General features: G+C 67.7%; 24 protein-coding genes and 2 pseudogenes. 7 read left to right on the forward strand and 19 right to left on the reverse strand.

All coding sequences use genetic code 11. From position 1 onward, the window contains the following. Positions 1-12: 12 nt before the first annotated feature. The 6 genes from ACE3OK_RS02025 to tsaD form a co-directional block, all read right to left on the reverse strand. Positions 13-432, reverse strand: a complete 420-nt coding sequence (locus ACE3OK_RS02025; RefSeq protein ID WP_374247850.1) for a VanZ family protein — start codon at positions 430-432, stop codon at positions 13-15. Then, complete coding sequence (locus tag ACE3OK_RS02030) at positions 429-1613, reverse strand: class I SAM-dependent methyltransferase (protein ID WP_374247851.1); 1185 nt, start codon at positions 1611-1613, stop codon at positions 429-431. The genes ACE3OK_RS02025 and ACE3OK_RS02030 overlap by 4 nt, the downstream gene beginning before the upstream one ends. Continuing rightward, on the reverse strand, positions 1610-2104 hold the full coding sequence (locus ACE3OK_RS02035) for a 6-pyruvoyl tetrahydropterin synthase family protein (RefSeq protein WP_374247852.1): 495 nt from the start codon (positions 2102-2104) through the stop codon (positions 1610-1612). The genes ACE3OK_RS02030 and ACE3OK_RS02035 overlap by 4 nt, the downstream gene beginning before the upstream one ends. Further along, a complete protein-coding gene (locus ACE3OK_RS02040) occupies positions 2101-2805 on the reverse strand; it encodes an SDR family oxidoreductase (protein WP_374247853.1) in 705 nt (234 codons plus the stop codon). The genes ACE3OK_RS02035 and ACE3OK_RS02040 overlap by 4 nt, the downstream gene beginning before the upstream one ends. After that, positions 2802-3161 carry a dihydroneopterin aldolase gene (gene folB, locus ACE3OK_RS02045; protein ID WP_374247854.1) on the reverse strand — a complete coding sequence of 120 codons (360 nt, stop codon included), beginning with the start codon at positions 3159-3161 and terminating at the stop codon, positions 2802-2804. The genes ACE3OK_RS02040 and folB overlap by 4 nt, the downstream gene beginning before the upstream one ends. Before the next feature lie 91 nt (positions 3162-3252). Beyond that, complete coding sequence (gene tsaD, locus ACE3OK_RS02050) at positions 3253-4269, reverse strand: tRNA (adenosine(37)-N6)-threonylcarbamoyltransferase complex transferase subunit TsaD (RefSeq protein WP_374247855.1); 1017 nt, start codon at positions 4267-4269, stop codon at positions 3253-3255. Positions 4270-4374: 105 nt separating this feature from the next. On the opposite strand from tsaD, the gene rpsU reads away from it, so the two are divergent. The 4 genes from rpsU to dnaG all read left to right on the forward strand — a co-directional run bounded on the left by rpsU (position 4375) and on the right by dnaG (position 7393). Then, entirely contained in the window at positions 4375-4590 is a 216-nt protein-coding gene (gene rpsU, locus ACE3OK_RS02055) for a 30S ribosomal protein S21 (protein ID WP_115647413.1), read from the forward strand. 89 nt (positions 4591-4679) lie between these two features. After that, on the forward strand, positions 4680-5123 hold the full coding sequence (locus tag ACE3OK_RS02060) for a GatB/YqeY domain-containing protein (RefSeq protein WP_374247856.1): 444 nt from the start codon (positions 4680-4682) through the stop codon (positions 5121-5123). Positions 5124-5126: 3 nt separating this feature from the next. Continuing rightward, complete coding sequence (locus tag ACE3OK_RS02065; protein WP_374247858.1) at positions 5127-5630, forward strand: N-acetyltransferase family protein; 504 nt, start codon at positions 5127-5129, stop codon at positions 5628-5630. Positions 5631-5671: 41 nt separating this feature from the next. Next, positions 5672-7393, forward strand: a complete 1722-nt coding sequence (gene dnaG, locus ACE3OK_RS02070; RefSeq protein WP_374247859.1) for a DNA primase — start codon at positions 5672-5674, stop codon at positions 7391-7393. 4 nt (positions 7394-7397) lie between these two features. Here the strand turns inward: dnaG and ada are convergent. The 6 genes and pseudogenes from ada to ACE3OK_RS02100 all read right to left on the reverse strand — a co-directional run. After that, positions 7398-8312, reverse strand: a pseudogene (gene ada / locus ACE3OK_RS02075) (bifunctional DNA-binding transcriptional regulator/O6-methylguanine-DNA methyltransferase Ada); the annotation flags it as partial. Further along, positions 8293-8937 (reverse strand): DNA oxidative demethylase AlkB, encoded by a 645-nt coding sequence (alkB, locus tag ACE3OK_RS02080; RefSeq protein ID WP_374247860.1) that lies wholly within the window; start codon positions 8935-8937, stop codon positions 8293-8295. The gene alkB and the pseudogene ada, both read right to left, overlap by 20 nt. After that, positions 8934-9863, reverse strand: coding sequence for a heme o synthase (gene cyoE / locus ACE3OK_RS02085; protein ID WP_374247861.1), 930 nt, complete (start codon positions 9861-9863; stop codon positions 8934-8936). Before cyoE ends, alkB begins: the two co-directional genes overlap by 4 nt. 1 nt (position 9864) lies before the next feature. After that, positions 9865-11013 carry a heme A synthase gene (locus tag ACE3OK_RS02090; protein WP_374247862.1) on the reverse strand — a complete coding sequence of 383 codons (1149 nt, stop codon included), beginning with the start codon at positions 11011-11013 and terminating at the stop codon, positions 9865-9867. A 14-nt stretch (positions 11014-11027) separates the two neighbouring features. Then, entirely contained in the window at positions 11028-11615 is a 588-nt protein-coding gene (locus ACE3OK_RS02095) for a hypothetical protein (protein WP_374247863.1), read from the reverse strand. Continuing rightward, positions 11608-12360 (reverse strand): SURF1 family protein, encoded by a 753-nt coding sequence (locus ACE3OK_RS02100; protein ID WP_374247864.1) that lies wholly within the window; start codon positions 12358-12360, stop codon positions 11608-11610. Before ACE3OK_RS02100 ends, ACE3OK_RS02095 begins: the two co-directional genes overlap by 8 nt. A 70-nt stretch (positions 12361-12430) precedes the next feature. On the opposite strand from ACE3OK_RS02100, the gene ACE3OK_RS02105 reads away from it, so the two are divergent. Then, on the forward strand, positions 12431-12661 hold the full coding sequence (locus tag ACE3OK_RS02105) for a twin transmembrane helix small protein (RefSeq protein ID WP_374247865.1): 231 nt from the start codon (positions 12431-12433) through the stop codon (positions 12659-12661). A 120-nt stretch (positions 12662-12781) separates the two neighbouring features. Here ACE3OK_RS02105 and ACE3OK_RS02110 read toward each other — a convergent pair whose 3' ends face one another. From ACE3OK_RS02110 to coxB, 5 genes are read right to left on the reverse strand one after another with little or no spacing between them, the layout of a single operon-like run. Further along, positions 12782-13672, reverse strand: a complete 891-nt coding sequence (locus ACE3OK_RS02110; protein WP_374247866.1) for a cytochrome c oxidase subunit 3 — start codon at positions 13670-13672, stop codon at positions 12782-12784. Positions 13673-13702: 30 nt separating this feature from the next. Then, the gene (locus ACE3OK_RS02115) at positions 13703-14284 is read right to left on the reverse strand and encodes a cytochrome c oxidase assembly protein (protein ID WP_374247867.1); all 582 of its coding nucleotides are present in this window, start codon (positions 14282-14284) and stop codon (positions 13703-13705) included. Positions 14285-14286: 2 nt separating this feature from the next. After that, positions 14287-14427 (reverse strand): hypothetical protein, encoded by a 141-nt coding sequence (locus ACE3OK_RS02120; protein WP_374247868.1) that lies wholly within the window; start codon positions 14425-14427, stop codon positions 14287-14289. A gap of 13 nt (positions 14428-14440) precedes the next feature. Further along, complete coding sequence (ctaD, locus tag ACE3OK_RS02125) at positions 14441-16060, reverse strand: cytochrome c oxidase subunit I (protein ID WP_374247869.1); 1620 nt, start codon at positions 16058-16060, stop codon at positions 14441-14443. Between the two features lie 31 nt (positions 16061-16091). Continuing rightward, on the reverse strand, positions 16092-17036 hold the full coding sequence (gene coxB / locus ACE3OK_RS02130; protein ID WP_374247870.1) for a cytochrome c oxidase subunit II: 945 nt from the start codon (positions 17034-17036) through the stop codon (positions 16092-16094). Positions 17037-17316: 280 nt separating this feature from the next. On the opposite strand from coxB, the gene putA reads away from it, so the two are divergent. Then, positions 17317-20532, forward strand: a complete 3216-nt coding sequence (gene putA, locus ACE3OK_RS02135) for a bifunctional proline dehydrogenase/L-glutamate gamma-semialdehyde dehydrogenase PutA (RefSeq protein ID WP_374247871.1) — start codon at positions 17317-17319, stop codon at positions 20530-20532. 118 nt (positions 20533-20650) lie between these two features. On the opposite strand, the gene ACE3OK_RS02140 is transcribed toward putA, so the two are convergent. Beyond that, complete coding sequence (locus ACE3OK_RS02140) at positions 20651-22012, reverse strand: OmpP1/FadL family transporter (protein ID WP_374247872.1); 1362 nt, start codon at positions 22010-22012, stop codon at positions 20651-20653. A gap of 207 nt (positions 22013-22219) precedes the next feature. Here ACE3OK_RS02140 and ACE3OK_RS02145 point away from each other — a divergent pair, with 207 nt between their 5' ends. Then, the gene (locus ACE3OK_RS02145; RefSeq protein WP_374247873.1) at positions 22220-22912 is read left to right on the forward strand and encodes a rhomboid family intramembrane serine protease; all 693 of its coding nucleotides are present in this window, start codon (positions 22220-22222) and stop codon (positions 22910-22912) included. Here ACE3OK_RS02145 and ACE3OK_RS02150 read toward each other — a convergent pair. After that, a pseudogene (locus ACE3OK_RS02150) lies at positions 22909-24279 on the reverse strand (S41 family peptidase); the annotation flags it as partial. The gene ACE3OK_RS02145 and the pseudogene ACE3OK_RS02150 overlap by 4 nt on opposite strands. Positions 24280-24294: the final 15 nt, after the last annotated feature.

Genomic DNA, 24294 nt, shown 5'->3' on the forward strand with positions numbered 1-24294 from the left:
CGCGCGCCTCCTTCAGCCGCCCGCCAACCGCCGGTCGATCCGCAGCAGCAGATCGCGCAGCGGGGTGAATGCGCTGCCCAGCCCCACCAGCACGCCGATGGCATTGGCCAGCGCATCGTGGCTGTCCATCGTGCGCCCCAGCCCCATCGCACCTTGCAGGAACTCCAGCCCGATGCCCATCAGCACCAGCAGCACGCAGACGAAGCCCCACGACAACCGCCGCGCGAACAACTGCACCGCGCTGGCCGCCAGCAACGCATATGCGGTGACGTGTTCCAGCTTGTCGTTCATGCCCACCGGCGGCAGGTCCTTGCCGGGCAGCAGCGACGTGATGACCACGATGGCAATCGCCAGCACCCACAGCGCCATCCATGTGCGCGGATGGCGGAACGGTTTGAGCGAACGCCCGAAGCGGCGCGACGACGCGCTCACAGGCGATGGCTCAAATCGCCCAGCAGGAACGCGGCATCCAGCTCCACCCCGCGCTGGAAGCCGATGGCCTGGAAGCGTTCACCCATCTCGCTGGGCAAGGTCAGGTGCTTGACCTGCTGGCGCAGGTTGTGGCGCGCGATGTCGTCCGCTGCCTGCGCCTCGGCGGCCTGCAAATGCGTCTGCAAGCCGTTGCCCAGCAGGAAGCTGGCCTGCGAGCAATAGCCGGAGAACTCGAAGCCGGCACCCACGCAGGCCTCGGCCACGGCGGTGAAATCCACCGATGCGGTGATGTCCTGCAAGCCGGGCCAGGCGAACACGTCATTGTCGACGTGATGCCGGCGGAACGCGCGCAAGGTCCCGTCGTCGCGCTCCGGCTGGTAATACTCGTCGCGCGCATGGCCGTAGTCGATGAACAGCAGCGCGCCATCCCGCAGCCCGCCCGCCACCGCCTGCATCCAGTACGGCAATTGCACCAGCACCTCGCTGCGATAGCCGTCGGGCAAGGGCGCGGGCAGGCGGCGTTGCAGGTGGTCCACCGCCGCCGCCAGCAGCGCGTCGGCCGGCTTGTCGGTGCGCGCGAAACGACCTTCGCCATCCAGCGCCACGTGTTCCTCCAGCACCGTCCCCGCGCGCAGCGCGAAGCGCGATGCCGGCAGGGCATCGATCACTTCGTTGGCGAACAGCACCCCGTTCCACGGCTCTGCAAGCGGCCCGTCCAGCCATTCCACCCGCGCCAGGAGTTCCGGCGACAGCCGCGCCTGCAGGCGTTCGCGCTGGCGCTGGCGCAGGTCGGCGCTGGGCTCCAGGATGGCGTAACGCGCCGGCAGCATGTCCTGCGCCTGCAACGCCAGCAGGCACTCCTCCGCGAATGCGCCGCTGCCACCGCCAAGCTCCAGGAACACCGCCCCCTTGCCCGCCTGCCGCAACGCCGGTGCCACCGCCGTGGCCACGCACGCGGCAAACAGCGGCGAACGTTCCGGCGCGGTGATGAAATCACCGGCCCTGCCGAACTTGTGCGCGCCGGCACTGTAGTAGCCCAGCCCCGGCGCATACAGCGCCAGCTCCATGAACTTCCAGAACGGCAGGCTGCCACCGGCGGCGATGATGTGCTCCTGGATCACTTCGCGCAGGTGCGCGCTGTGCTCCCGGGCATCCGCCGAGGGTTGCGGCAACGTGCTCATGGGTCCAGCCTGAGGCGGCGGCCGGCACTCTGGCCCGGGCCGGAAAACACCCGCACCTCGATCGCCCGGATGCGGTGGGCACGCAGGACATCGCGGTCGACCGTCAACCGGGTCAGGAAGTGCGCGGCAAACTCCTCCAGCGTCACGTTCTCGATCGGCAGCAGCAGCACGTCGCTGCGCAAGAACGGGATGCGCTGGCCGTTGAACACCGCGACCACGTGCCCGCCCTGTTCTTCGATCTGCAGATACGGCGAGCGCGTGGGCAGGATCATCCACTCGTTCAATTCGCGGCACAGCGCGATCACGGTGTCCTTGTAGATGCCGTAGTCGAAACACATGCCGTTGCCCAGCATCTGCGCCTCGATGTCCACCTCCACCCGGAAGTTGTGCCCGTGCAGGCGCTCGCGCTCGGTGGCGGAAAAAATGGTGAAGTGGGCCGCCGAGAACTTCATTGCCTGCTTGGCCAAGCGGATGACCACGGTATCGTTCATGCAAAATCCTTGCCGCTGATGTCGCCCAGCTGCGGACGCAGCACGATGTCTTCCACCACGCTGCGCGCCGACAGCGACCACGCCACCCACGCCATCTCGGCCACGTCCTCCGCCGGCATCAAGCGTTCCGGCGGCAGCGGCACGCCGGCCCAGGAATCGGTCAGGGTTGCGCCCGGCAGCAGCGCCGCCACGCGCACGCCATGCGGCTTCATTTCCTCGCGCAGGTTGCGCGAAAACCCGTACAGCGCGTGCTTGGCGATGCTGTAGCTGCCGCCGTTGGGATACGCCGCGATCGAAGCGGTGCTGCACACGTTCAGCACCATGCCGCTGCGGCGTTCGATCATCGGCGGCAGCAACCGCTTGGTGAGCCGGTACGCACCGAACAGATTGGCCTGCAGCATCGCCAGCAGCGCGCCGTCGTCCTCGCTGCTGATCGCACCGGGCTGGAACGCACCGGCATTGTTGACCAGCAGGTCCACCGCGCCATGCCGCGCCAATACCGCGTGCGCCAGCGCATCCACCTGCGCCGCATCGACACTGTCGCAGGCATGGCACTCCACCTGCGGCAAGGCCGCCTGCAGTGCATCCAGCCCGGCCTGTCCGCGGGCACTGGCAATCACCGTGCAGCCCTCGCGCGCAAAGCGCTCGACCAGCGCGCGCCCGATCCCGCGCGAGGCACCGGTCACCAGCACCACGCTCATGCAAAACTCCCGCGTTCGATCTGCACGCCCACCGCCGCGGCATGCGCCAGCGCATCGGGCTTGCGCAACTTCAACCGCACGCCTTTGGCCCCGAACTCGGCCAGGATCAAATCGGCGCAGCACTCGGCCAGCGTTTCCACCAGCATGAAGTCGGTCTGCGCGATGTATTCGGCCAGCCGCAGGCTGACGGCTTCGTAATCGAGTGCGTCGGCCAGGCTGTCGCTGCTGGCGGCGATGCGGTTGTCGAAGCGCATGTCGATGTCCAGCAGCAGCGGCTGGGGCGCGTGGCGTTCGCGATCGTGCACCCCGATCAGGGCATCGATGCGCAGGCCCTCGATGAAAACGATGTCGGTCATGGCGGGGTTCCGGTCGCGGAAGATGCAGGTACGGCGACGGGCAGGCGTCGGATGCACAGCTTAACGCGCGACCCGGCGGCCCGTTGCCGGTTCACACCACCGGCAACGTCGCCATGTCCCAGCGCGGCACCGCGCGGATCACGGCATCGTCGTGCTGGCCGGCGGCCAGGCGCAGTGCGCCGGCGAAGGCGATCATCGCGCCGTTGTCGGTGCACAGCGCGGGGCGCGGGAAGCAGGCGCGACCGCCGCGTTTTTCGCACATCGCAATGAGCTTTTCGCGCAGCCGCTTGTTGGCACCCACGCCGCCCGCCACGATCAGGGTGTCGGTACCGGCGGCGTCCAGCGCGCGGCCGCATTTGATGGCCAGCGTGTCCACCACCGCGTCCTCGAAGCCGCGGGCGATGTCGGCGCGGGTTTGTTCGGACTGGTCGCAGTCGCGCCACGCCAGCAAGACTTGAGTCTTCAAGCCACTGAAGGAAAAATCCAGCCCCGGGCGGTCGGTCATCGGCCGCGAGAATTTGAAGCGGCCCGGCACGCCCTGCTCGGCCAGTTTGGCCAGCTGCGGCCCGCCCGGATATGGCAGGCCCATCATCTTGGCGGTCTTGTCGAAGGCCTCGCCGGCGGCGTCGTCCAGGGTTTCGCCCAGCAGTCGGTATTGGCCAATCGCCTCCACCGCCACCAGTTGGGTATGCCCGCCGGACACCAGCAGCGCCACGAACGGCGGCTGCGGCGCATCGGCCTCGATCAGCGGTGCCAGCAAATGGCCTTCCATGTGATGCACACCGATCGCCGGCACGTCCAGCCCCCATGCCAGCGCGCGCGCGACGCCCGCACCCACCAGCAGCGCACCCACCAGGCCGGGGCCGGCGGTATAGGCCACGCCGTCGATGTCGGCAAGGCGCATCCCGGCCTCGCCCAGGGTCTGCCGGATCAGCGGCAGCAGCTTGCGCACGTGATCGCGGCTGGCAAGCTCCGGCACCACCCCGCCGTACTCGGCGTGCAGCGCGATCTGGCTGTAGACCGCATGGGCGCGCAGGCCGCCCGTGCCGGTGTCGTAGACGGCGACGCCGGTTTCGTCGCAGGAAGATTCGATGCCGAGGACGTTCATCCCGCTATCTTGCGCCAAAATCCGCTTGCACCGAAACCCGGGGGGCTGCTACCATGCGCGGCTCGCCCCATCCGATGGGCGACTTCCCAGAACCGAGATTTCCCGATGCCCAGCGTCAAAGTCCGCGAAAACGAACCCTTCGAGTTTGCCCTGCGCCGCTTCAAGCGCACCTGCGAAAAGGCCGGCGTGCTGGCTGAAACCCGCAAGCGCGAGTTCTACGAAAAGCCGACCCAGGAACGCAAGCGCAAGGCTGCCGCTGCCGTGAAGCGTCAGGCGCGCCGCAGCTCGCGCGACGTCACCAAGCGCCAGCGCATGTACTGAGCGCGGGGGCTGTCTGCGAAAGCCGGCACGTGCAAGCGTGGCCGGCTTTTCGCGTTTCTGCAATCCGATCTTCAGAAGAGACCCTGGCCATGAGCCTCAAACAGCAACTCACCGATGACATGAAGGCCGCGATGAAGGCGGGCGAGAAAGACCGCCTGGCGGTCATCCGCCTGATCAACGCCGCCATCAAGCAGAAGGAAGTCGACGAGCGCGTGGAGATGACCGACGCGCTGGTGCTGGCCGTGCTGGAGAAGATGGTCAAGCAGCGCAAGGACTCGATCACCCAGTTCGAGGCCGCCGCCCGCGAGGACCTCGCCGCGGTGGAGCGCTACGAAATGGGCGTGATCGAGACCTACCTGCCGGCCAGACTGGACGAAGCCGCCATCCTGGCCGCGATCGACAAGGCGATGGCCGCCACCGGCGCGGCCTCCGCCGCCGACATGGGCAAGCTGATGGGCGTGCTCAAGCCGCAGCTTGCCGGCCAGGCCGACATGGGCCTGGTGTCGAAGCTGGTGAAGCAGAAGCTGGCCTGAGCGATGGCCGCCACGCACCCGCTGCTGTCGATCCGCCCGGCCTGCACCGACGACGCGCCGCTGATCCGCCAGTTCATCGCCGAACTGGCCGACTACGAGCGGCTGGCCGATGCCGCCGTGGCCACCGACGACGACCTGCGCACGCAGTTGTTCGGCGACCACCCGGCTGCCGAAGTGCTGATCGGCGAGGTCGACGGCGAGCCCGCAGGCTTTGCGCTGTTCTTCCACAATTTCAGTACCTTCCTCGGCAAGCGCGGGCTGTACCTGGAAGACCTGTTCGTGCGGCCGCAGTATCGCGGCAGCGGCCTGGGCAAGCACCTGATGGCCGCCCTGGCGCGGCTCGCCGTGCAGCGCGGCTGCGGCCGCTTCGAATGGAGCGTGCTGGACTGGAACACGGCGGCCATCGGCTTCTACCGCACGCTGGGTGCGGTGGGCATGGACGGGTGGACCGTGCAGCGGCTGGAAGGCGACGCGCTGCACGTGCTGGCCGCCCGCGACGAGCTGTAGGCCGGGGGTCAGCGGAGCAAGCTCCGCTCTACACTAGCGCAATGGCCCGCATCCCCGACGCCTTCATCGATGAACTGCTCGCCCGCGCCGACATCGTCGAAGTGGTGGGCGCGCGCGTGCCGCTCAAGCGCCAGGGCCGCGAGTACGCCGCCTGCTGCCCGTTCCACGACGAGCGCTCGCCCAGCTTCACGGTGTCGCCGAACAAGCAGTTCTACCACTGCTTCGGTTGCGGCGCGCACGGCACCGCGCTGAGCTTCCTGATGCAATACGACCGCCTCGAATTCCTCGACGCGGTGGAAGAGCTGGCGCGGCGCGTGGGGCTGGAGGTTCCGCGCGACACCGCGCAACGCAATGCCAACCCCGAAACCCGCGACCTGTACGGCGCGATGGAGGCGGCCTCCACCTTCTTCCGCACCCAACTGGCGCACAGCGAGAAGGCGCGCGCCTACGTGGCCAAACGTGGCATCGCACCCGAAATCGTGGAGCGTTACGCGATCGGCTATGCGCCGGACGGCTTCTCCGCGCTGCGCGATGCGCTGGGTGCCGACCCGCAGCGGATGCAGTTGCTGGAGCGCGGCGGGCTGTTCTCGAAGAACGACCGGGGTGCGGTGTACGACAAGTTCCGCGACCGGTTGATGTTCCCGATCCTGGATCGCCGCGGGCGCACGATCGCCTTCGGCGGCCGCGTCATCAACCCCGAGGATTCGCCGAAATACCTCAACTCACCGGAAACCCCGCTGTTCCACAAGGGGCGCGAGCTGTACGGGCTGTGGCAGGCCAAACAGGCCAACGCCAAGCTCGAACGCCTGATCGTGGTGGAAGGCTACATGGACGTGGTGGCGCTGGCGCAATACGGCGTGTCGCAAGCGGTGGCCACGCTGGGCACCGCCACCACGCCCGACCACGCCGAACTGTTGTTCCGCAACGCGCCGGACGTGTACTTCTGCTTCGATGGCGACCGCGCCGGCCGTGCCGCGGCGTGGAAAGCCGTGGAGTCGGTGCTGCCGCGGATGAAGGACGGCCGCCAGGCGTTCTTCCTGTTCCTGCCCGATGGCGAGGACCCGGATTCGCTGGTGCGCCGCGAAGGCGTGGCCGGCTTCGACGCCCGCCTGCGCGATGCCACGCCGCTGTCGACGTTCTTCTTCGCGCACATGTCCCACGACGTGAACCTGGGGAACATCGATGGCAAGGCGCGCCTGGCCGAACGCTGCAAACCCCTGCTGGTGCAGATTCCCGATGGGGCCTTCGGCGATCTGATGCGCCAACGGCTGGCCGAACTCACCGGCATTGGCGGCACCGGTGGCCAACCGCCGCCGCCCTTGCGCCGCGCCGCACCGCCCGCACGCGGCACGCCCGCGCAAAAGCCCAGCCTGGTGCGCACCGCCATCACCCACCTGCTGCACCGTCCCGGCTTCGCTCTGGAGCTGCAGCCGCCGTACCGCTTCGCGGTTCTGCGCCAAGCCGGGATCGAGCTGCTGTCGGAGCTGGTGCTGCTGGTCCGCGAGCGCCCGGACATCGCCACCGGTGCGCTGCTGGAACATTTCGAAGGCCGCGACGAGCTGGCCGCGTTGCAGAAACTGGCGGTGCTCGACTTGCCCGGCGAAGAGCCCGACCTGCGCGCGGAGTTCCTCGACGCCATCACCCAACTGGAAAGACAGGTGTTGCAGCAGCGCATCGAGGTGTTGCAACAACGCTTCAGCGAACTGGACGCTGCGGAAAAACGCGAGTTGCTGGAACTGTTGCAGGCGCGGCGGCAACGTTGATGCGTCAGGTGCTGCCGCGTTCGCGCGCCAGCAGGTCCCGCTTGCGCGCGATGCCCCAGCGGTAGCCGGACAGCGCGCCATCGCTGCGTACCACGCGATGGCAGGGGATGGCCACGGCCAGCGTGTTGGCGGCGCAGGCCGACGCCACCGCGCGGCTGGCGGTGGGCATGCCGATGCGTTGCGCCAGTTGCCGGTAACTCACCGTTTCTCCGGCCGGAATCTTGCGCAGCGCCTCCCACACGCGTTGCTGGAACGCGGTACCGCGGATATCCAGCGGCAGGTCCAGGCCAAGGCGCGGTGCCTCGACGAAGCCCACCACCTGCGCCACCAACTGCTCGAACGCGGCATCGCCGCCCACCAGCTCCGCGTGCGGGAAGCGGTCCTGCAACTCGCGCAGCAAGGCGTCGGGATCATCGCCCAGTGCAATCGCGCACAAGCCGCGCCCGCTGCGTGCGACCAACAGCGCGCCCAGCGCGCATTGGGCAAGCGCGAACACGATGCGCGCATCCACGCCGCCCTTGCGGTATTGCGCCGGCTTCATGCCCAGCAAGGCATCGACGTTGTCGTAAAAACGGCTGCTGGCATTGAAGCCGGCATCGAAGGCGGCGGCCGTCACGCTGGCGCCCGGCAGCGACAGGGCGTCCCGCAGCAACTTGCCGCGATGCGCCTGTGCGTAGGCCTTCGGCGTCAGGCCGGTGATGGCCTTGAACAGGCGGTGGAAATGCGACGCGCTGAGGCCGGCGTCACGCGCCAATTCGGCCAGCGCGGGGGGCGCGTCGGCGCGCTCGATCCGCTGGCAGGCAGCGGCGATCCGGTCAACGTGCGGGCGGGCGGCAGCTTCGTTCATGGGTGCACTGTAGCCGGCGGGTGGGTGGCCGTCCTCCCGTTTCTTGCGGCCTTCAACGCACCTTGCGGAAGGTCAGGTTGATGCGCTGCGCACCCAGTTGCGGGTGCCGCCCCGGCATGACCGGCAACACGCCATGGAAGCGCATCCGGTCCACCCCCCCCCAGACCACCCCGTCGCCCTGCAGGGGCGGCACCCGCACCGGCTTGTCGCCGCGCGCCAGGCCACCGAACAGGAACGTCGCCGGCAGGCCCAGCGACACCGACACGATCGGTGCCACGCGATCGTCTTCATCGCGGTCCTGGTGCAGGCTCAAGCGGGTGCCGGGCGCGTAACGGTTGATCAGGCAGGCATCCGGCCGGTAATCGTCAAAGCCTGCGGCGGCGGCCGCATCGCGCGCCACTTGCAGGAAGCATGGCGGCAACACCGGCCACGGCTGCCCGGTCTGCGGGTCCAGTCGCGCATAACGATACCCGCGCCGGTCGCTGACCCAACCGAAGTCGCCGCAATTGCTCATCGCCACCTGCATCACATGCCCACCGGGCGTCACCGGATGGCGCAGCGGCGCAGTGGCGACGATGCCGGCAACGCCTTGCAGCAAGGCCTCCTCGAACGGCAATGCGGCACCGTGCAACACGCACGCCTGCGCGGCCAGGCGCGTGCGGCGGCCGTGCATGGACGCGGCGAACAAGTCGCTCACGGCGCGGGCGCGAACTCCAGCACCGGCGCCGGCTGCACCAGCGGCAGCAGCCAATGGTCGAGCAGCAGGAACGCGAACAAGGCCATCAGGTAGATGATCGAGTATTTGAAGGTGCGCATCGCGAAGAATTCATCCGGCGGGTCCAGCAACTTCCACGCATACCAAATGAACACGCCCCCCAGCACCAGTGCGCCACCGAGATAGAACAAGCCGCTCATGCGCGTGGCCCACGGCAGCACCGTCACCACCACCAGCAGCACGGTGTACAGCAGGATTTGCCAGCGCGTGTAGGTCACGCCGTGGGTCACCGGCAGCATCGGCACCAGCGCGCGTGCGTAGTCGGCACGGCGGAAAATGGCCAAGGCCCAGAAATGCGGCGGCGTCCACACGAAGATGATCAGCACCAGCAGCAATGCGTACTCCCAATCGTGCGCCCGCTGCATGCCGGTGACGGTGGCCCAACCCAGCAACGGCGGCACCGCGCCGGCCAGGCCGCCGATCACGATGTTCTGCGGCGTGGCGCGCTTGAGGAAGCCGGTGTAGATGATCGCGTAGCCGATCAACCCGGCGAAGGTCAGCACCGCGCAGACCAGGTTGACCCACAGCACGAGGATCGCCATCGATGCCACCCCCAGCACGCTGGCGAACACCAGCACCTGCAACGGGCGCAGCGTGCCGGTGGCCAACGGGCGTTCGGCGGTGCGTGCCATCAGCTTGTCGATGCGCGAATCCAGCAGGTGGTTGATCGCCGCCGCGCTGGCCGCCGCCATCCAGATGCCGATGCTGCCGGCCAGCAGGCGTGGCCACGGCCATGCATCCCCGGGCTGGATCGCCAGCAACATGCCGATGATCGCGGTGAACACGATCAAGGCCACGATCCGTGGCTTGGTCACCACCCAGTATTGCGATGCCGCGGATACCGCCATCTCAGGCCTCCGGCAGGCGCAGCCGCGCCAACAAGGTCACCAGCACGAACAACAGCGCGGTGGCACCGGCGTTGTGCAGCACCGCCACGTGCAGCGGCAGCGACAGCAACACGTTGGCCATGCCGAGGCCGAACTGGGCCAGCAGCAGCAGCCCCAGCAGCACTCCCCAGCCGCGCAGGCCGGGGTTGCGCAGCAAGCGCGCGGCCACCCCCATCAGGTGGCCGAACACCAGCACCGCCACGAGCCGGTGCGCCAGCTGGATCGCCACCCGCGCCGGGTTGTCGAGGATGCCGCCTTCGTAATCGACACCAATCCCGCGCCACAGCACGAAGCCTTCGGCGAAATCATGCTGCGGCCACCACGCCCCCGCACATTTCGGGAACTGCGGCCCGCAGGCCAGTGCCGCGTAATTGGCCGACGTCCAGCCACCCAACGCGATCTGCACGGCCAGCAGGCCCAGCCCCAGCCACAGCAGGCGTCGCAACTTGCGTGCATCGCCACTGAACAGCGGGATGTCGGTGGCCCGCCATGCCATCCAGGCCAGCAAGGCGAAGGTCGTCAAGCCGCCCAGCAGATGCCCCATCACCACGATGGGTTTGAGCAACCAGGTCACCGTCCACATGCCAAGCAGGGCCTGGAAGATGATGACCGCCAGGGTCAGGGTGGAGATGCGCGCCAGGTCCACGTTCGACCAGCGCAGTGCGCCCGCCAGCAGCAGGCCTTCGCCCAACACCGCCAGCATCGAGGCCGCCGCGTGCTGGCCGCGCATGTACAACGGAATGGCCACCGCCACCGCCAGTGACGCGCCCAGTACATGCAGCCAGCCCTGCGGACGCTTGCGGGTGGCCAGCAGCGCCAGGGCCAGCACCAGCACCCCCAGGCTGCCGGCGATCATGCGGTGGAACTGTTCCCGCCACGCCTTGTGCGGCATCACCGGGCGGATGGCGGTGGCCGCGTGATCGGTGATTTGCGCGGCATCGGTGGGCCACGCCACCTTGCCGTAGCAGGTGGGCCAGTCCGGGCAACTGAGGCCTGCGTTGGACAGGCGCACGAATGCACCGAACACGATCACGCAGGCGGCGAATGCCACCGCCAGCCAGGCGATGCGGTGGAAGTGGCGGAACAGCGGGGCGCGCGGGGTCATGGACATCGGCAATGAAGACTTCAATTGACTTTGAGCAGGCGTGCAAGGTCGGTGCGCAGGTCGCCCGGGTCGAAACCCGCGGCGTAGCGAAGCACCACGAAGCCGTTCGGGTCCACCAACCATACGGCATCGTCGCCCGGCTCCGCAGCCGTGCCCGCTGCCAGCCTCGCACGCAAGCCGGCATCCGCGCGCAGCAGGTGCACCTCGCGCATGCCCGCCAGCGATGCCGGTGCCGCTGCAGCCCACAGCACGTGCACGCGGTCGGCCTCACGGCCCATCAGGCGCCAGACCTTGTCCAGGTTTCCCAGCAATTGCGTGCATTGCACGCGGCGCGCGCCATCGCAGTCGCGTGGCATCGCCACGATGCGCCAGGTGCGCGGGCTGTCCTGCCAGCGATACACGCCCCCCGCGGCCAGCGTCGGCGCGTAGTGGCGGAGGTCGCCATAAGGCTGCAACAGTTCTCCCTTGTTCTTCATGCCCTGCGGCCGCCAGCCGGAGAAGCGCAGCACGCCTGCCGCCAGCATGCCGCCAAAAAACAGCACCAGCACAAGCAGCAGGACGCTGCGATTGCGGCGTGCCGCAGCCGGGTTCGAATGCATGTCACTCATCGCTTGTCTTCTTTCTCAAGGTCAACACCAAGGCCACCACCAGCACGGTCAGCGCCAGCCCGAACCATTGCACCGCATAGCCCAGGTGGCGCTCGGGCGTCAGCGTGTTGGGGAGGATATCCAGATCACGCGCGCCGGGGGCGCTCAACATTCCGCCATCTCCGGGCAGACGCTCGGGGTCCAGCCGCAACACCCGGGGGGCGATGCCCGCCGGCAGGCGCAGCGCCCGGGCGATGTCCGGCAAATCCATGCGCGCCACCAACCATGTGCCGTCACGCTGGCGCGCCAGCGCAGCACCGTGCACCAGACCTTCGGAGGGTGGCGGGGCCAGCAGTCCGCGCACCCGCTGGATGCCGTGCGCCCGACACCCCATCTCCGGCAGCGTGCGCGCGCCATCCAATGGCCACCACCCGGTATCCACCAGCACCGCCTGCGTGCCTGCCTCCGGCAGCAACACGCAATACCGGCGCACACCCACGCGGCCCTGGCGCTGCTGGTTGTCCAGCCACACAACCGCATCCGCCACCCATCCCTGCCCGGCCGACCAGTCAAACGCCTGTCGCCGCCGGTGGTCCGACGCCAGCCGCAAGGGTTGCGGGTGTGCATGATCCAGCGCCCGGGCGGCATCGGCCAGCAGCACCCGCTTCTCGTGCATCCGCGCCAATTGCCAGCGGCCCAGCGACGCAAAGCCCACCGCCAGCAGCAACGCCACCAGCCACCACCCCAGCAAGCGATGCGTGCGCATGCTCATTGCGACGTATCATCCGGCACCATGGTTGCGGAAATTCCGCACCCCACTGCGCACAAGGCATGCCATGAATGCGTCATTGAAGGTCCTGCTCATCGTCGGCTTCCTGATCCTCATCCTGTGGAACCTGGGCGCTGGCCTGTACTACATGCTGGTGGACAAGGGCAGCACCAAGCGCACCGTCAACTCGCTGACCAAACGCATCGTGCTGAGCATCGGCTTGATCCTGTTCGTCGCATTGGCGATCAAGCTGGGCTGGATCACCCCGCACGGCATCGGCCGGGCACCGGCGGGTTGACCTGGCAGCACCCCGCGCCAGGCCGGGTCGGGCCCGGCCATCGCGTCGTCGTGTCGCGCATGGCGTCATCAGCACAAAGGCCGGCATCGCCGGCCTTTGTCTTCTCGGCGGGTCGCCGGCTCAGAGCACGTACACGAACAGGAACAAGCCCAGCCACACCACATCCACGAAGTGCCAGTACCAGGCCACCGCTTCGAACGCGAAGTGATTGTCCTTGCTGAAGTGGCCCTTGGCGCAACGCAACCACATCACCGCCAGCATGATCGTGCCCAGGGTCACGTGCGCGCCGTGGAAACCGGTCAGCATGAAGAAGGTGGAGCCGTAAATGCCCGACCCCAGGGTCAGGTTGAGCGCGTGGTAGGCGTGGATGTACTCGGTGGACTGGAAGTACAGGAAGATGCCGCCCAGCAGCACGGTGGCACCCAGGAACAGCAGCAGCACGCCGCGCTTGCCCGCCTTCAGCGCGTGGTGGGCAATGGTGACGGTGACGCCGGAACTGAGCAGGATCAGCGTATTGAGCAGCGGCAGGCCCCACGCCGCGATGGTCTGGAAGCTGCCACCGATGTCGCGCGGGCCATTGCTGGGCCAACCCGCGCTGAAGCCCGGGTACAGCAACTCGTGGGTGATGCCGCCATGGCCTTCGCCGCTGAGCCACGGCAAGGCGAACTGGCGTGCATAGAACAGTGCGCCGAAGAAAGCGGCGAAGAAGAAGATTTCGGAGAAGATGAACCACACCATCCCCATCCGGAACGACACATCCACCTGCTTGTTGTAGTGGTTGGCCAGCGACTCGCGGATCACGTCGCCAAACCACTTGAACAGCACCGCCAGCAACCCGGCGATGCCGATGTAGAACACCGTGCGCCCCCAGCTGACGTCATTGAGCCAGTTGGCGAACCCCACCATGGTGACGAACATGGCAACCGAGGCGAACACCGGCCACTTGCTGCTGTGGGGGACGAAGTAGGTGTCCTGGGCGTGGCTGCCGGGAGCAGCGTGGGCATTGGCCATGGCGATTTCCGATCGGTGGTGTCTGGATGGTCAGGGGGCGGCGCGAACCGCCCCGGCTTGGCCCGCACCGGCCGCGAGCGCGGCGGTCTGGGTATCGTTCTTGAAGAAGGTGTACGACAAGGTGATGGTGGCGACGCCGTTGGGCAGTGCCGGATCGACGATGAACCGCACCGGCATGTCGCGCGACTCGCCGGCGGCCAGCGTTTGCGCGGTGAAGCAGAAGCATTCGGTCTTGCTGAAATACCCCGAAGCACGCGCCGGTGCCACCGACGGCACCGCATTGCCCACGATGGCGTGGTCGGACACGTTGCGGGCGAAGAACAGCGCCTGGTACTGGCGGCCCAGCTGCACCCGCATCGACTGCTGCTCCGGCGCGAACTTCCACGGCAGCTTGGAATTCACGCCGCCATCGAACTGCACCGTCACCCAACGCGCAGTCGGCGTGGCCTTGGCGTCAGCCGTGGCCGCGCTTGTCGGCCCCTGTTCCAGCCGCACCCCGAACACCTTCTGGCAGGCGATGCGGTACAGCGGCACCAGCGAGAAAGCGAAGACGAACGCGGCCAGCGCCACGCCCACCATCTTCCACACCCCATGCTCGCGGATGCCGGCCATGCTCAGTGCCGCCCCAGCGCGCCCGACAGGATGAACCCCACGTACACCGCCAGCGCGATCCCGGCGAACAGCCACGCGGTCCGCCGGGCGCGCTTGCGGCGCGCCTCGACATCGGGATCCACGGGGACGGGCGGATGACGCATTGCAGCTCCCGGATCAGTGTTCGACATCGCCATGGGCCAGATCCCCGGCGCGGATCACCGGCGGCTGCTCGAAGGTATGGTGCGGCGCCGGCGACGGCACCGTCCATTCCAGGCCGCGCGCGCCTTCCCATGCCCGCGCTTCCGCCTTGGCACCGTGCTTCTTGGAATGCAGCAGCACGAAGGCCATGAAGAACGGGGTCAGGAACATCCCGAACGCACCGATCGAGCTGACCAGGTTCCAGTCCGCGAACACCACGTTGTAGTCCGGGATGCGGCGCGGCATGCCGGCCAGCCCCAGGAAGTGCTGCGGGAAGAACAGCACGTTCACGAACACGATGGTCCACCAGAAATGGATCTTGGCCAGCGTCTCGTTGTACATGCGACCGGTCCACTTCGGCCACCAGTAGTAGATGGCGGCGATGATCGCGAACAGCGCACCGGTCACCAGCACGTAATGGAAGTGCGCCACCACGAAGTAGGTGTCGTGGTACTGGAAGTCGGCCGGCACCACCGCCACCATCAGCCCGGAGAAGCCGCCGATGGTGAACAGCACCACGAACGCGATCGCCCACAGCATCGGGGTTTCGAAGGTGAGCGAACCGCGCCACATGGTGGTGACCCAGTTGAACACCTTCACCCCGGTGGGAATGGAGATCAGCATGGTGGCGAACATGAAGTAGACCTCGCCACCCAGCGGCATGCCCACCACGAACATGTGGTGCGCCCACACGATGAACGACAGGAAGGCGATGGCGGCGGTGGCATACACCATCGCCTGGTAGCCGAACAGCGGCTTGCGGCTGAAGGTGGGGATGATCTCGGACACGATCCCGAACGCCGGCAGGATCATGATGTAGACCTCGGGATGCCCGAAGAACCAGAAGATGTGCTGGTACATCACCGGGTCGCCGCCGCCGGCCGCATTGAAGAAGCTGGTGTCGAAGAAGCGGTCGGTCAGCAGCATGGTCACCGCCCCGGCCAGCACCGGCATCACCGCGATCAGCAGGAACGCGGTGATCAGCCAGGTCCAGCAGAAGATCGGCATCTTCAGCAGGTCCATCCCCGGCGCACGCATGTTGAGGATGGTGGCGATGATGTTGATCGCACCCATGATCGAGCTGATGCCCATCAGGTGGATGGCGAAGATCGCGAACGCCAGGTTGCTGCCGCCCTGCAACGACAGCGGCGGGTACATCGTCCAACCGCCGGCCGGAGCGCCGCCCGGCAGGAAGAACGTGCCCAGCAGCAGGATGAAGGCGAACGGCATGATCCAGAACGACAGGTTGTTCATGCGCGGCAGCGCCATGTCCGGCGCGCCGATCTGCAATGGCACCATCCAGTTCGCCAAGCCGACGAAGGACGGCATGATCGCGCCGAAGATCATCACCAGCGCGTGCATCGTGGTCAGCTGGTTGAAGGTTTCCGGCTTGACGAATTGCAGGCCCGGCTCCATCAGCTCGGCACGGATGCCCACCGACAGCGCGGCGCCGACGATCGCCATGGTGAAGCTGAACACCAGATAGAGCGTGCCGATGTCCTTGTGGTTGGTGGAAAAGAACCAACGCTCGATGAAGCCCTGCGAATGGTGCCCGTGGTCGTGCTGGCCAACGGCGTCTGGATGGGTAGCGGACATGAAATGGGCCTTCTGGAATGCGGTGCGTGGATCAACCGGCCTGGACGGCGGCGGTCTGGACGGGTTGCGCTGCCGTGGCGGGTGCCACCGACGGGGCGGCTTCGGCCGGGGCAGGCGTCGCCGGGGCAGGCGCTGCCGGGACTGGGGCCGGGGCGTTCTTCGCCTTTTCCGCCGCCAGCCACTGCGCGAACTCGGCCTTGCTCACCGCCTTGACCACGATCGGCATGAACCCGTGGTCCTTGCCGCACAACTCGGCACACTGGCCGCGATAGATGCCCGGCTGCTCGATCCGGGCCCACGCCTCGTTGACGATGCCGGGCACGGCGTCCTGCTTCCAGCCCAGTGCCGGCACCCACCACGAATGGATCACGTCGTCGGCGGTCAGCACGAAGCGCACCTTGGTATCCACCGGCAGCACCAATACGTGATCCACGTTCAACAGGTAATGCGGGTCATCGGCCGCAGTCACCACCTTGCCGCTCTGGCGCAGGTCATCACTCTTGCGATCGAGGCGGCTGGTGAAGCTCACCCCGTCGCCCAGGTATTCGTACTTCCACATCCACTGATAGCCGGTCACTTTCACGGTCATCTGCGAATCGCGCACGTCGTACATGCGCAGCAGGCCGCTGGTGGCAGGGAACGCCAGCCCGATCAGGATCAGCACCGGGATCGCCGTCCACACCGCCTCCAGCCTGGTGCTATGGACGAAGCCGGTATCCGGCACCGCACCCTTCGACTTGCGGAACCGGAAGATGGCCACCGCCATCGCCCCGAACACCAGCACGCCGATCACCACGCAGACCCACAGCACGATCATGTGCGCGTCGTACGCCGCATGCGACGTGGGGGTCACGCCTTCGGCCATGTTGAGCTGCCAGCGATGCGGATCGGCGGCCGTCCGGGCCTGCGCCAGCAGCGGCAGTACCGCAGCCGCAAGCGCGGCCGGCACCAGTTGTTTGAAACGACGGGATGTCATCACGCCAAGCCCCACCTGTCCTGAAATTTGGATTCCGAAACGGATCGCCCCGGAGCGCACCCGCGAGGCCATGCGGCCCTTGCGGGCCCGTTCCGCCCCCTCGACGAACTGCCGCCACGGCGACACCCGTCTTGACCTGCATCAAGCGGTCAAAAGAAATCTGGCCGACATTGATCTGGATCAAAGATTACTGACGCAACGGCCTGACGGCAACCGGCACAGACTCAAACCGCGCCGGCGATCTACACTATGGCCCCCTGCAAACACGGCCCCCGGGCGCATGAGCACCCCCCCCTCCCCCGCCATTTCCACTCCCCACATCCTCTCGCCCGAGGTCATGCCGGTTCCGCCCGCGCCACGCGCAGCCGTCACCGCCGGCTGGATCCGCGACGAAGCCACCCATGTGCGCTGGCTGCTGGAACAAGCCCGCCTGCCCGCCGCCGACCGCGATGCCGCCCAGGCCGTGGCCGCCGATCTGGTGCGCCGGGTGCGCGCCCGCGCCAGGAACCAGGGCGTGGTGGAAGCCTTCATGCGGCAGTACGACCTGGGCAGCGAGGAAGGCGTGCTGCTGATGTGCGTGGCCGAAGCCCTGCTGCGCATCCCCGATCAGGGCACCGCCGACGCGCTGATCCGCGACAAATTGGGCGATGCCAATTGGAAGAAGCATCTGGGCCAATCCGATTCGGTGTTGGTCAACGCCTCCACCTGGGGCCTGATGCTGACCGGCAAGCTGGTCGACCTGGCCGACGACACCAAGCGCGACGTGCATGGCGCCTTCCAGCGCCTGGTGGGACGTGCCGGCGAACCGATGATCCGGCTGGCGGTTCGCCAGGCGATGAAGATCATGGGCCACCAGTTCGTGCTGGGCCGCACCATCGACGAGGCGCTGGCGCGTTCGCGCAAGGGCGACAACGCCAACTACCGCTATTCCTTCGACATGCTGGGCGAAGGCGCGCTGACCACCCGCGATGCACTGCGCTACCAAGAGGCTTACCTGGGCGCGATCCACGCCATCGGCCAGACCGGCCCCAACGGCAGCTTTGCCGGCAGCGACGTGTTCGCCGCGCCCAGCATCTCGGTCAAGCTCTCGGCCCTGCACCCGCGCTACGAGCACGCCAAGCGCGCACGCGTGCTGAACGAGCTGGGCGGCCGTCTGCTGGAACTGGCGCAACTGGCACGCCGTTACGGCATCGGCCTGACCATCGACGCCGAAGAAACCGACCGGCTGGAGCTGTCGCTGGATCTGATTTTCCAAGTCATGGCCGATGCCTCGCTGCAAGGCTGGAACGGCTTCGGCATCGTGGTGCAGGCCTACCAGAAGCGTGCCCCGTTCGTGATCGATTACATCGCGCAGATGGCCGGGCAACTGGGCCGTCGCATCCCGGTGCGGCTGGTGAAAGGCGCGTATTGGGATGCCGAGATCAAGCGTGCGCAGATGGACGGCCAGGCCGGCTATCCGTTGTTCACCCGCAAGCAGAACACCGACGTCAGCTACATCGCCAATGCCCGCCGCCTGCTGGAGCACGGCAACGCGGTCTACCCGATGTTCGCCACCCACAATGCGCAGACCATCGCCACCGTGCACCGCATGGCGCGGGCGATGCGCAGCCGCCGCGATTTCGAATTCCAGAAACTGCACGGCATGGGCGACGACCTGTATGCCGAGGTGATCCCGGCCGACCGCCTGGACGTGCCCTGCCGCGTGTACGCGCCGGTGGGCAGCCACGAAGACCTGCTGCCGTACCTGGTGCGCCGGCTGCTGGAAAACGGTGCCAATTCCAGTTTCGTCAACCGCATCACCGATGACACCATCCCGGTCGAAGAACTCATTCGCGACCCGGTGGACTTCGTGTCCGCGCTCGAACACATCCAGCATCCCCGCATCCCGCTGCCGGTCGACCTCTATCGCAGCCAACACCAATCCCGGAACAATTCCATGGGCCTGAACCTTGCCAACGACGACCAGCTGCGCGATCTCGCCGCTGCCCTCAACGCTTCAGGTGCCGGCAGCTGGAAGGCATCGGTGCTGGTGCCGGGCATCCAGCCCAGTGGCGAAACGCTCGCCGTGACCAACCCGGCCGACCGTCGCGAAACGGTGGGCCACTGGCAGGCCGCCGATGCCGCCAGCGTCGAGCAGGCCCTGCGCAATGCCGTGGCCGCCCAACCCGCCTGGGACGCCACGCCCGCCGCCTCGCGCGCGGCGCTGCTGGAGCATGCCGCCGACCTGCTGGAAGCGCGCATGCCGAGCTACATGGCGATGTGCATCAAGGAAGCCGGCAAGACCCTGGCCGACGGCATCGCCGAGGTCCGCGAGGCTGTGGATTTCCTGCGCTATTACGCGCTGCAGGCGCGCGAGCACTTCGCCCCGATCGCCCTGCCCGGTCCCACCGGCGAGGCCAATCAATTGCAGCTGGCCGGCCGCGGCGTGTTCGTCTGCATCAGCCCGTGGAACTTCCCGCTGGCGATCTTCCTGGGCCAGATCGCCGCCGCGCTGGCGGCCGGCAACAGCGTGATCGCCAAGCCGGCGGAACAGACCAACCTGATCGGCTTCGCCGCCGTGCAACTGCTGCACGAAGCCGGCATCCCGCAGGACGTCCTGCAGTACGTGCCGGGCGACGGCGCCACCGTCGGCGCGGCGCTGACCCGCGACCCGCGCGTGGCCGGCGTCTGCTTCACCGGCTCCACCGAGACCGCGCGCCTGATCAACCGTGCGCTGGCCAGCCGCGAGTCCGGCCCGATCGCCACCCTGATCGCCGAGACCGGCGGCCAGAACGCGATGATCGCCGACAGCTCGTCGCTGCCCGAACAGGTGGTCAAGGACGCGCTGGGTTCGGCCTTCACCTCGGCGGGCCAGCGCTGCTCGGCGGCGCGCGTGCTGCTGGTGCAGGACGACATCGCCGACAAGGTGATCGGCATGCTGGCCGGTGCGATGGCCGAACTCAGCGTCGGCGACCCCGGCCTGCCGTCCACCGACGTCGGCCCGGTGATCGACGAGGATGCCAAGGCGATCCTGGTCGCCCACGCCGCGCGCATGGACGCCGAGGCCAAGCCGATCGCCAAGGCCACGCTCGGCGCCGGTACCGAGCACGGCACGTTCTTCGCCCCCGCCGCGTGGGAACTGCCGTCGATCAACGCCCTCGACCGCGAGAAGTTCGGCCCGGCGCTGCACGTCGTGCGCTGGAAGGCCGACCAGCTGGACGCGGTGGTCGATGCGATCAACGCCACCGGCTACGGCCTGACCCTGGGCATCCACTCGCGCATCGACGCCACCATCGACCGCATCGTGGCGCGCGCCAAGGTCGGCAACATCTACGTCAACCGCAACCAGATCGGTGCGGTGGTCGGGGTGCAGCCGTTCGGCGGCCAGGGCCTGTCCGGCACCGGCCCGAAGGCCGGTGGCCCGCACTACCTGCCACGCTTCGCCACCGAGAAGACGGTCACCGTCAACACCACCGCCGCCGGCGGCAACGCCTCGCTGCTGACCCTGGGCGATTGAGCCGTGCCTGTTCCGCAAGGCGCAGCACGCGCCTTGCGGCGCTTCGCGACAGCAGCGTTCCGCAACGAAAAAGCCCCGCCGAAGCGGGGCTTTTCCTGTTGCAACTGACCCGCAAGGATCAGTAGCGATACTGCATCGACACGCCGAACAGATCCGCATGGCCGGCGAACTTGCCGACCAGGGTGGACGTGTTGCCGGACGCGATGTCCACGCCCAGCGCCACGGTCGGCGACTTGATCTCGATGCGCTGGTAGCCGGCATCCAGCGACAGGTTGTCGCTGACGTTCCAGCTGGCACCGATCGAGTACAGGGTGCGATCGTTGTCGGGCAGGCGCGGGGTGCGGTAGGCGTCGTGGGTGGGGGTCTTGTCGAAGCCGATGCCCGCACGCAGGGTGATGGCCGGGGACAGGTCGTACTCGCCGCCCAGCGAATAGAAGCTGGTGTTGCTCCAATGGAACGGCTCGCTGCCCACCACGGTGCCGCTGGCGCGCTTGATGGTCACGTCCTGCAGCGAATCCCAGCCGGTGTACTGGTAGTCGGCCAGCAGGCGGAAGTTCGGTGCCACCGCGTACTTCACGCTGACCGTGGTCACGCTGGGGGTGACCAGGCGGGCGCCGCCGGGGCCGTCGACGAAGCGCGGATCGGCGCCCAGCAGTGCCGGCACGCCCACGAAGTCCAGCGAGCCCTTCAGCTCATGCTTGATTTCGGAACGGTAGCTGACGCCGATGGCCAGGCTGTCGGAGGGGACGATCTGCGCGCCGACCACATAGCCGATGCCGTTGTCGCTGCCCTTCACGGTCAGGCTGCCATCCAGCTGCTGCGGCTTGAACGGATAGCTCGGGTTGAAGCAGTTGAGCGGGTTGCCGGAGCCGGCGCAGATCGCGGTGCCGAAATCGATGGCCTTGCTCAGGGTGGCTTCGCCACGCTCCCAGATCACGCCGGCGCCGATCGAGATGCCGTCGCTGAGCTTGAGAGCAGCCGACAGGGTCAGATCGACGGTCTTGACGTCGGATTCCAGCGCGCGATAGCGGCCCACCCAGTTCTTGTCGTAATTGGTCGAAAGGCCGAACGGTGCGCCCACGCTGGCACCCAGGGTCAGGCCTTCCAGCGCGCCATGCATCGGGAACACGGCCGCCATGTTCGGCACCAGGGTGGGGTCGCCCGGATCGCCGCCGTTGCCGCCGGACAGCGAGGCGGCCGGATTGCCGAGGATGCTGCCGCCGCCGGTGAACTTGGCGTTGAGGTCGATCACGGTCAGGTCGGCCTGGAAGGTGTTCTTGTCCAGGTTGACCATCGCGGCCGGGTTCAGGGACACCACGGCAGCGTCCTTGCCGACCATGCTGCCGGCGCTGGAACGGCCCAGGTTCTTCACGCTCTGCTCGCGCAGCTGGAAGCCGGAGGCCATGGCCTGGCCGGCCAGCAGGGTGCCGATGACGGCCAGTGCGAGTGCCGAAGCACGGATCTTGCGGTTGTTGCTCATCGAGTTTCTCCGGTGAGTGGGTAAGCTGTTTGGTTGTGGCCGTGTGCGAACGGCATGCAGAATGCCCGCTTCGCGTGTCGCCTCGTGCGCGCCACCGGAGTCTTCTGCCTGCGGCAGCCCTCCCCCCGACGTACGTCGCCGTATTGACTATACCGCACCTTTAACCGCGACATAACATTCCCGCCCACGCGATTGCCATCTTCGATCATGTTTGTCGGCATCCCTCCTCGCCAACGCCGCCGCGTCACCTGGGCCACACCGCTGCTGTTTTCGGCACTGTGGCTGGCCTACGTGGTGGTGGCGCTGCGCGCACCGGCAGGCCATGGCAGCAGCGCGCTGGACTGGGGCGTGCTCACCGGCGGGCTGGATTCGCTGGCCGACTGGCGGCAGGCGGTTGCCGATGGCAGCGTGTTGCGGCTGTTTTCCGCACTGTTCCTGCATGCGGACTGGATCCATCTGTTGGGCAATCTGGTGTTCCTGCTGATTTTCGGCCTGTCCGCAGAACGCGCGATGGGCGGCGGCCGCCTGCTGCTGCTGTTCCTGCTGGGGGGGGCCGTGTCCAATCTGGCCGCCGTGCTGGCCATCGGCAGCCCGGACCGGGTGGTGATCGGTGCCAGCGGGGCGGTCTCGGCTCTGATCGGTGCCTATCTGGCGCTGTTCCCGGGGGCCCGCCTGGGGGTGGTGCTGCCACTGGGCCTGTTCCTGCAATTCGTGCGGGTGCCGGCGTTCCTGCTGATCGGGCTGTGGGCGCTACTGCAACTGGTGTTCGCCTACAGCGGCCCCGCGTTCGGCACCGTGGCATGGCCGGCGCATATCGCCGGCTTCGTCTTCGGGATGCTGTACGCGCTGCTGGCACGCGCGGCGATTGCCCGCAGGCTGCGCCGCAGCCGCGGTTACTGAGCCTTGCCCGCCGCCGGCTTGCCGGCGGGTTGCACTCCCCCGGCCATGCGCTTGAGCACCAGCAGTGCGGCATCGACCGGCTTCGTTCCCGGCAGCACTTCCCCCGCATTGTCGCCTTCCTGCGCCCCCGACTCCGCCGCCAGATGTCCCGGCAACTCCGCTTCACTGATCGGTGCCGGCTTGCGCGCATCGCCTTCCGGATGCAGCACCTCGTCGGGCACGATGCCCAGCGCCTGGATGGAGTGCCCACTGGGGGTGTAGTAGCGCGCGGTGGTGAGCTTCACCGAATCGCCGTTGTCCAACGGCAGCAAGGTCTGCACGGACCCCTTGCCGAAGGTGCGACTCCCCACCACGCGGGCACGCTGGTTGTCGTGCAGCGCCCCGGCCAGCACCTCGGCGGCGCTGGCGGAACCGGCATCCACCAGCACCACCAGCGGCGCACCGTGCAGGCGATCGCCGGGGGTGGCGTCGTAGCGGCTGTTACCGATCGACTCGCGCCCGCGCGTGCTGACGATGTTGCCCGACGGCAACAATTCATCGGCAATCTGCACCGCCCCGATCAGCAGGCCGCCAGGGTTGCTGCGCAGATCCAGCACCAATCCGCGCAACGGTGCATCCTTTTGCAGGGCATCGAGCTGCTTGACGAAATCCGCGGCGGTGGGCGCCTGGAAACTGGAGATGCGGACATAGCCGAAGCCGGGTTCCAGCATGCGGGCACGCACGCTGGCGGCGCGGATGGTGTCGCGCAGCAGGGTCAGTTCGAATGGCGCGCGCACGCCCTCCCGCACCACCTTCACCACCACCTTGCTGCCGGCCTTGCCGCGCAGCGGGGTGGACGCATCGCCCTGCCCGGCCAACAGCGGCTTGCCGTCGATGGCGATGATGCGGTCGCCGCTGCGCAGGCCGGCGCGCTCGGCCGGGCTGTCGTCCAATGGCGAGATGACCCGCAACGCGCCATCAGGCAACTGTTGCAGTTCGACACCCACGCCGTCGTAGCTGCCACGGGTCTGCTCGTCGAAATCCTCGGCATCGGTTTTTTCGAGATAGGCGCTGTGGGGGTCGAGATCCAGCAGCAAGCCCTGTACCGCCGCCTGCATCAGCTTGCGGTCGTCCACCGGGTCCACGTAGGCCTGCCTGACCGCGTTGTAGACGGTCACGAAGCGACGGATTTCCTCCAGCGGCACCTTGGCCCCGGCCAACTCCACGGCATCGGGATCGTCGCTGGCGGCCGGTGCGTCCTGCGCGTCCTGCGCGTCCTGCGCGTCCTGCGCGGCGGGTGCGGCGGGTGCGGCGGGTGCGCTTTGCGCGAGCAGCGCGCCCGGCGCGAACGCGCACGCGATCAAGAGGGAAAGAAACCTGGCCCGCATGCGTTGCTCCAATGC

The organism is Thermomonas sp. (assembly GCF_041905325.1).
Taxonomy (GTDB): domain Bacteria; phylum Pseudomonadota; class Gammaproteobacteria; order Xanthomonadales; family Xanthomonadaceae; genus Thermomonas.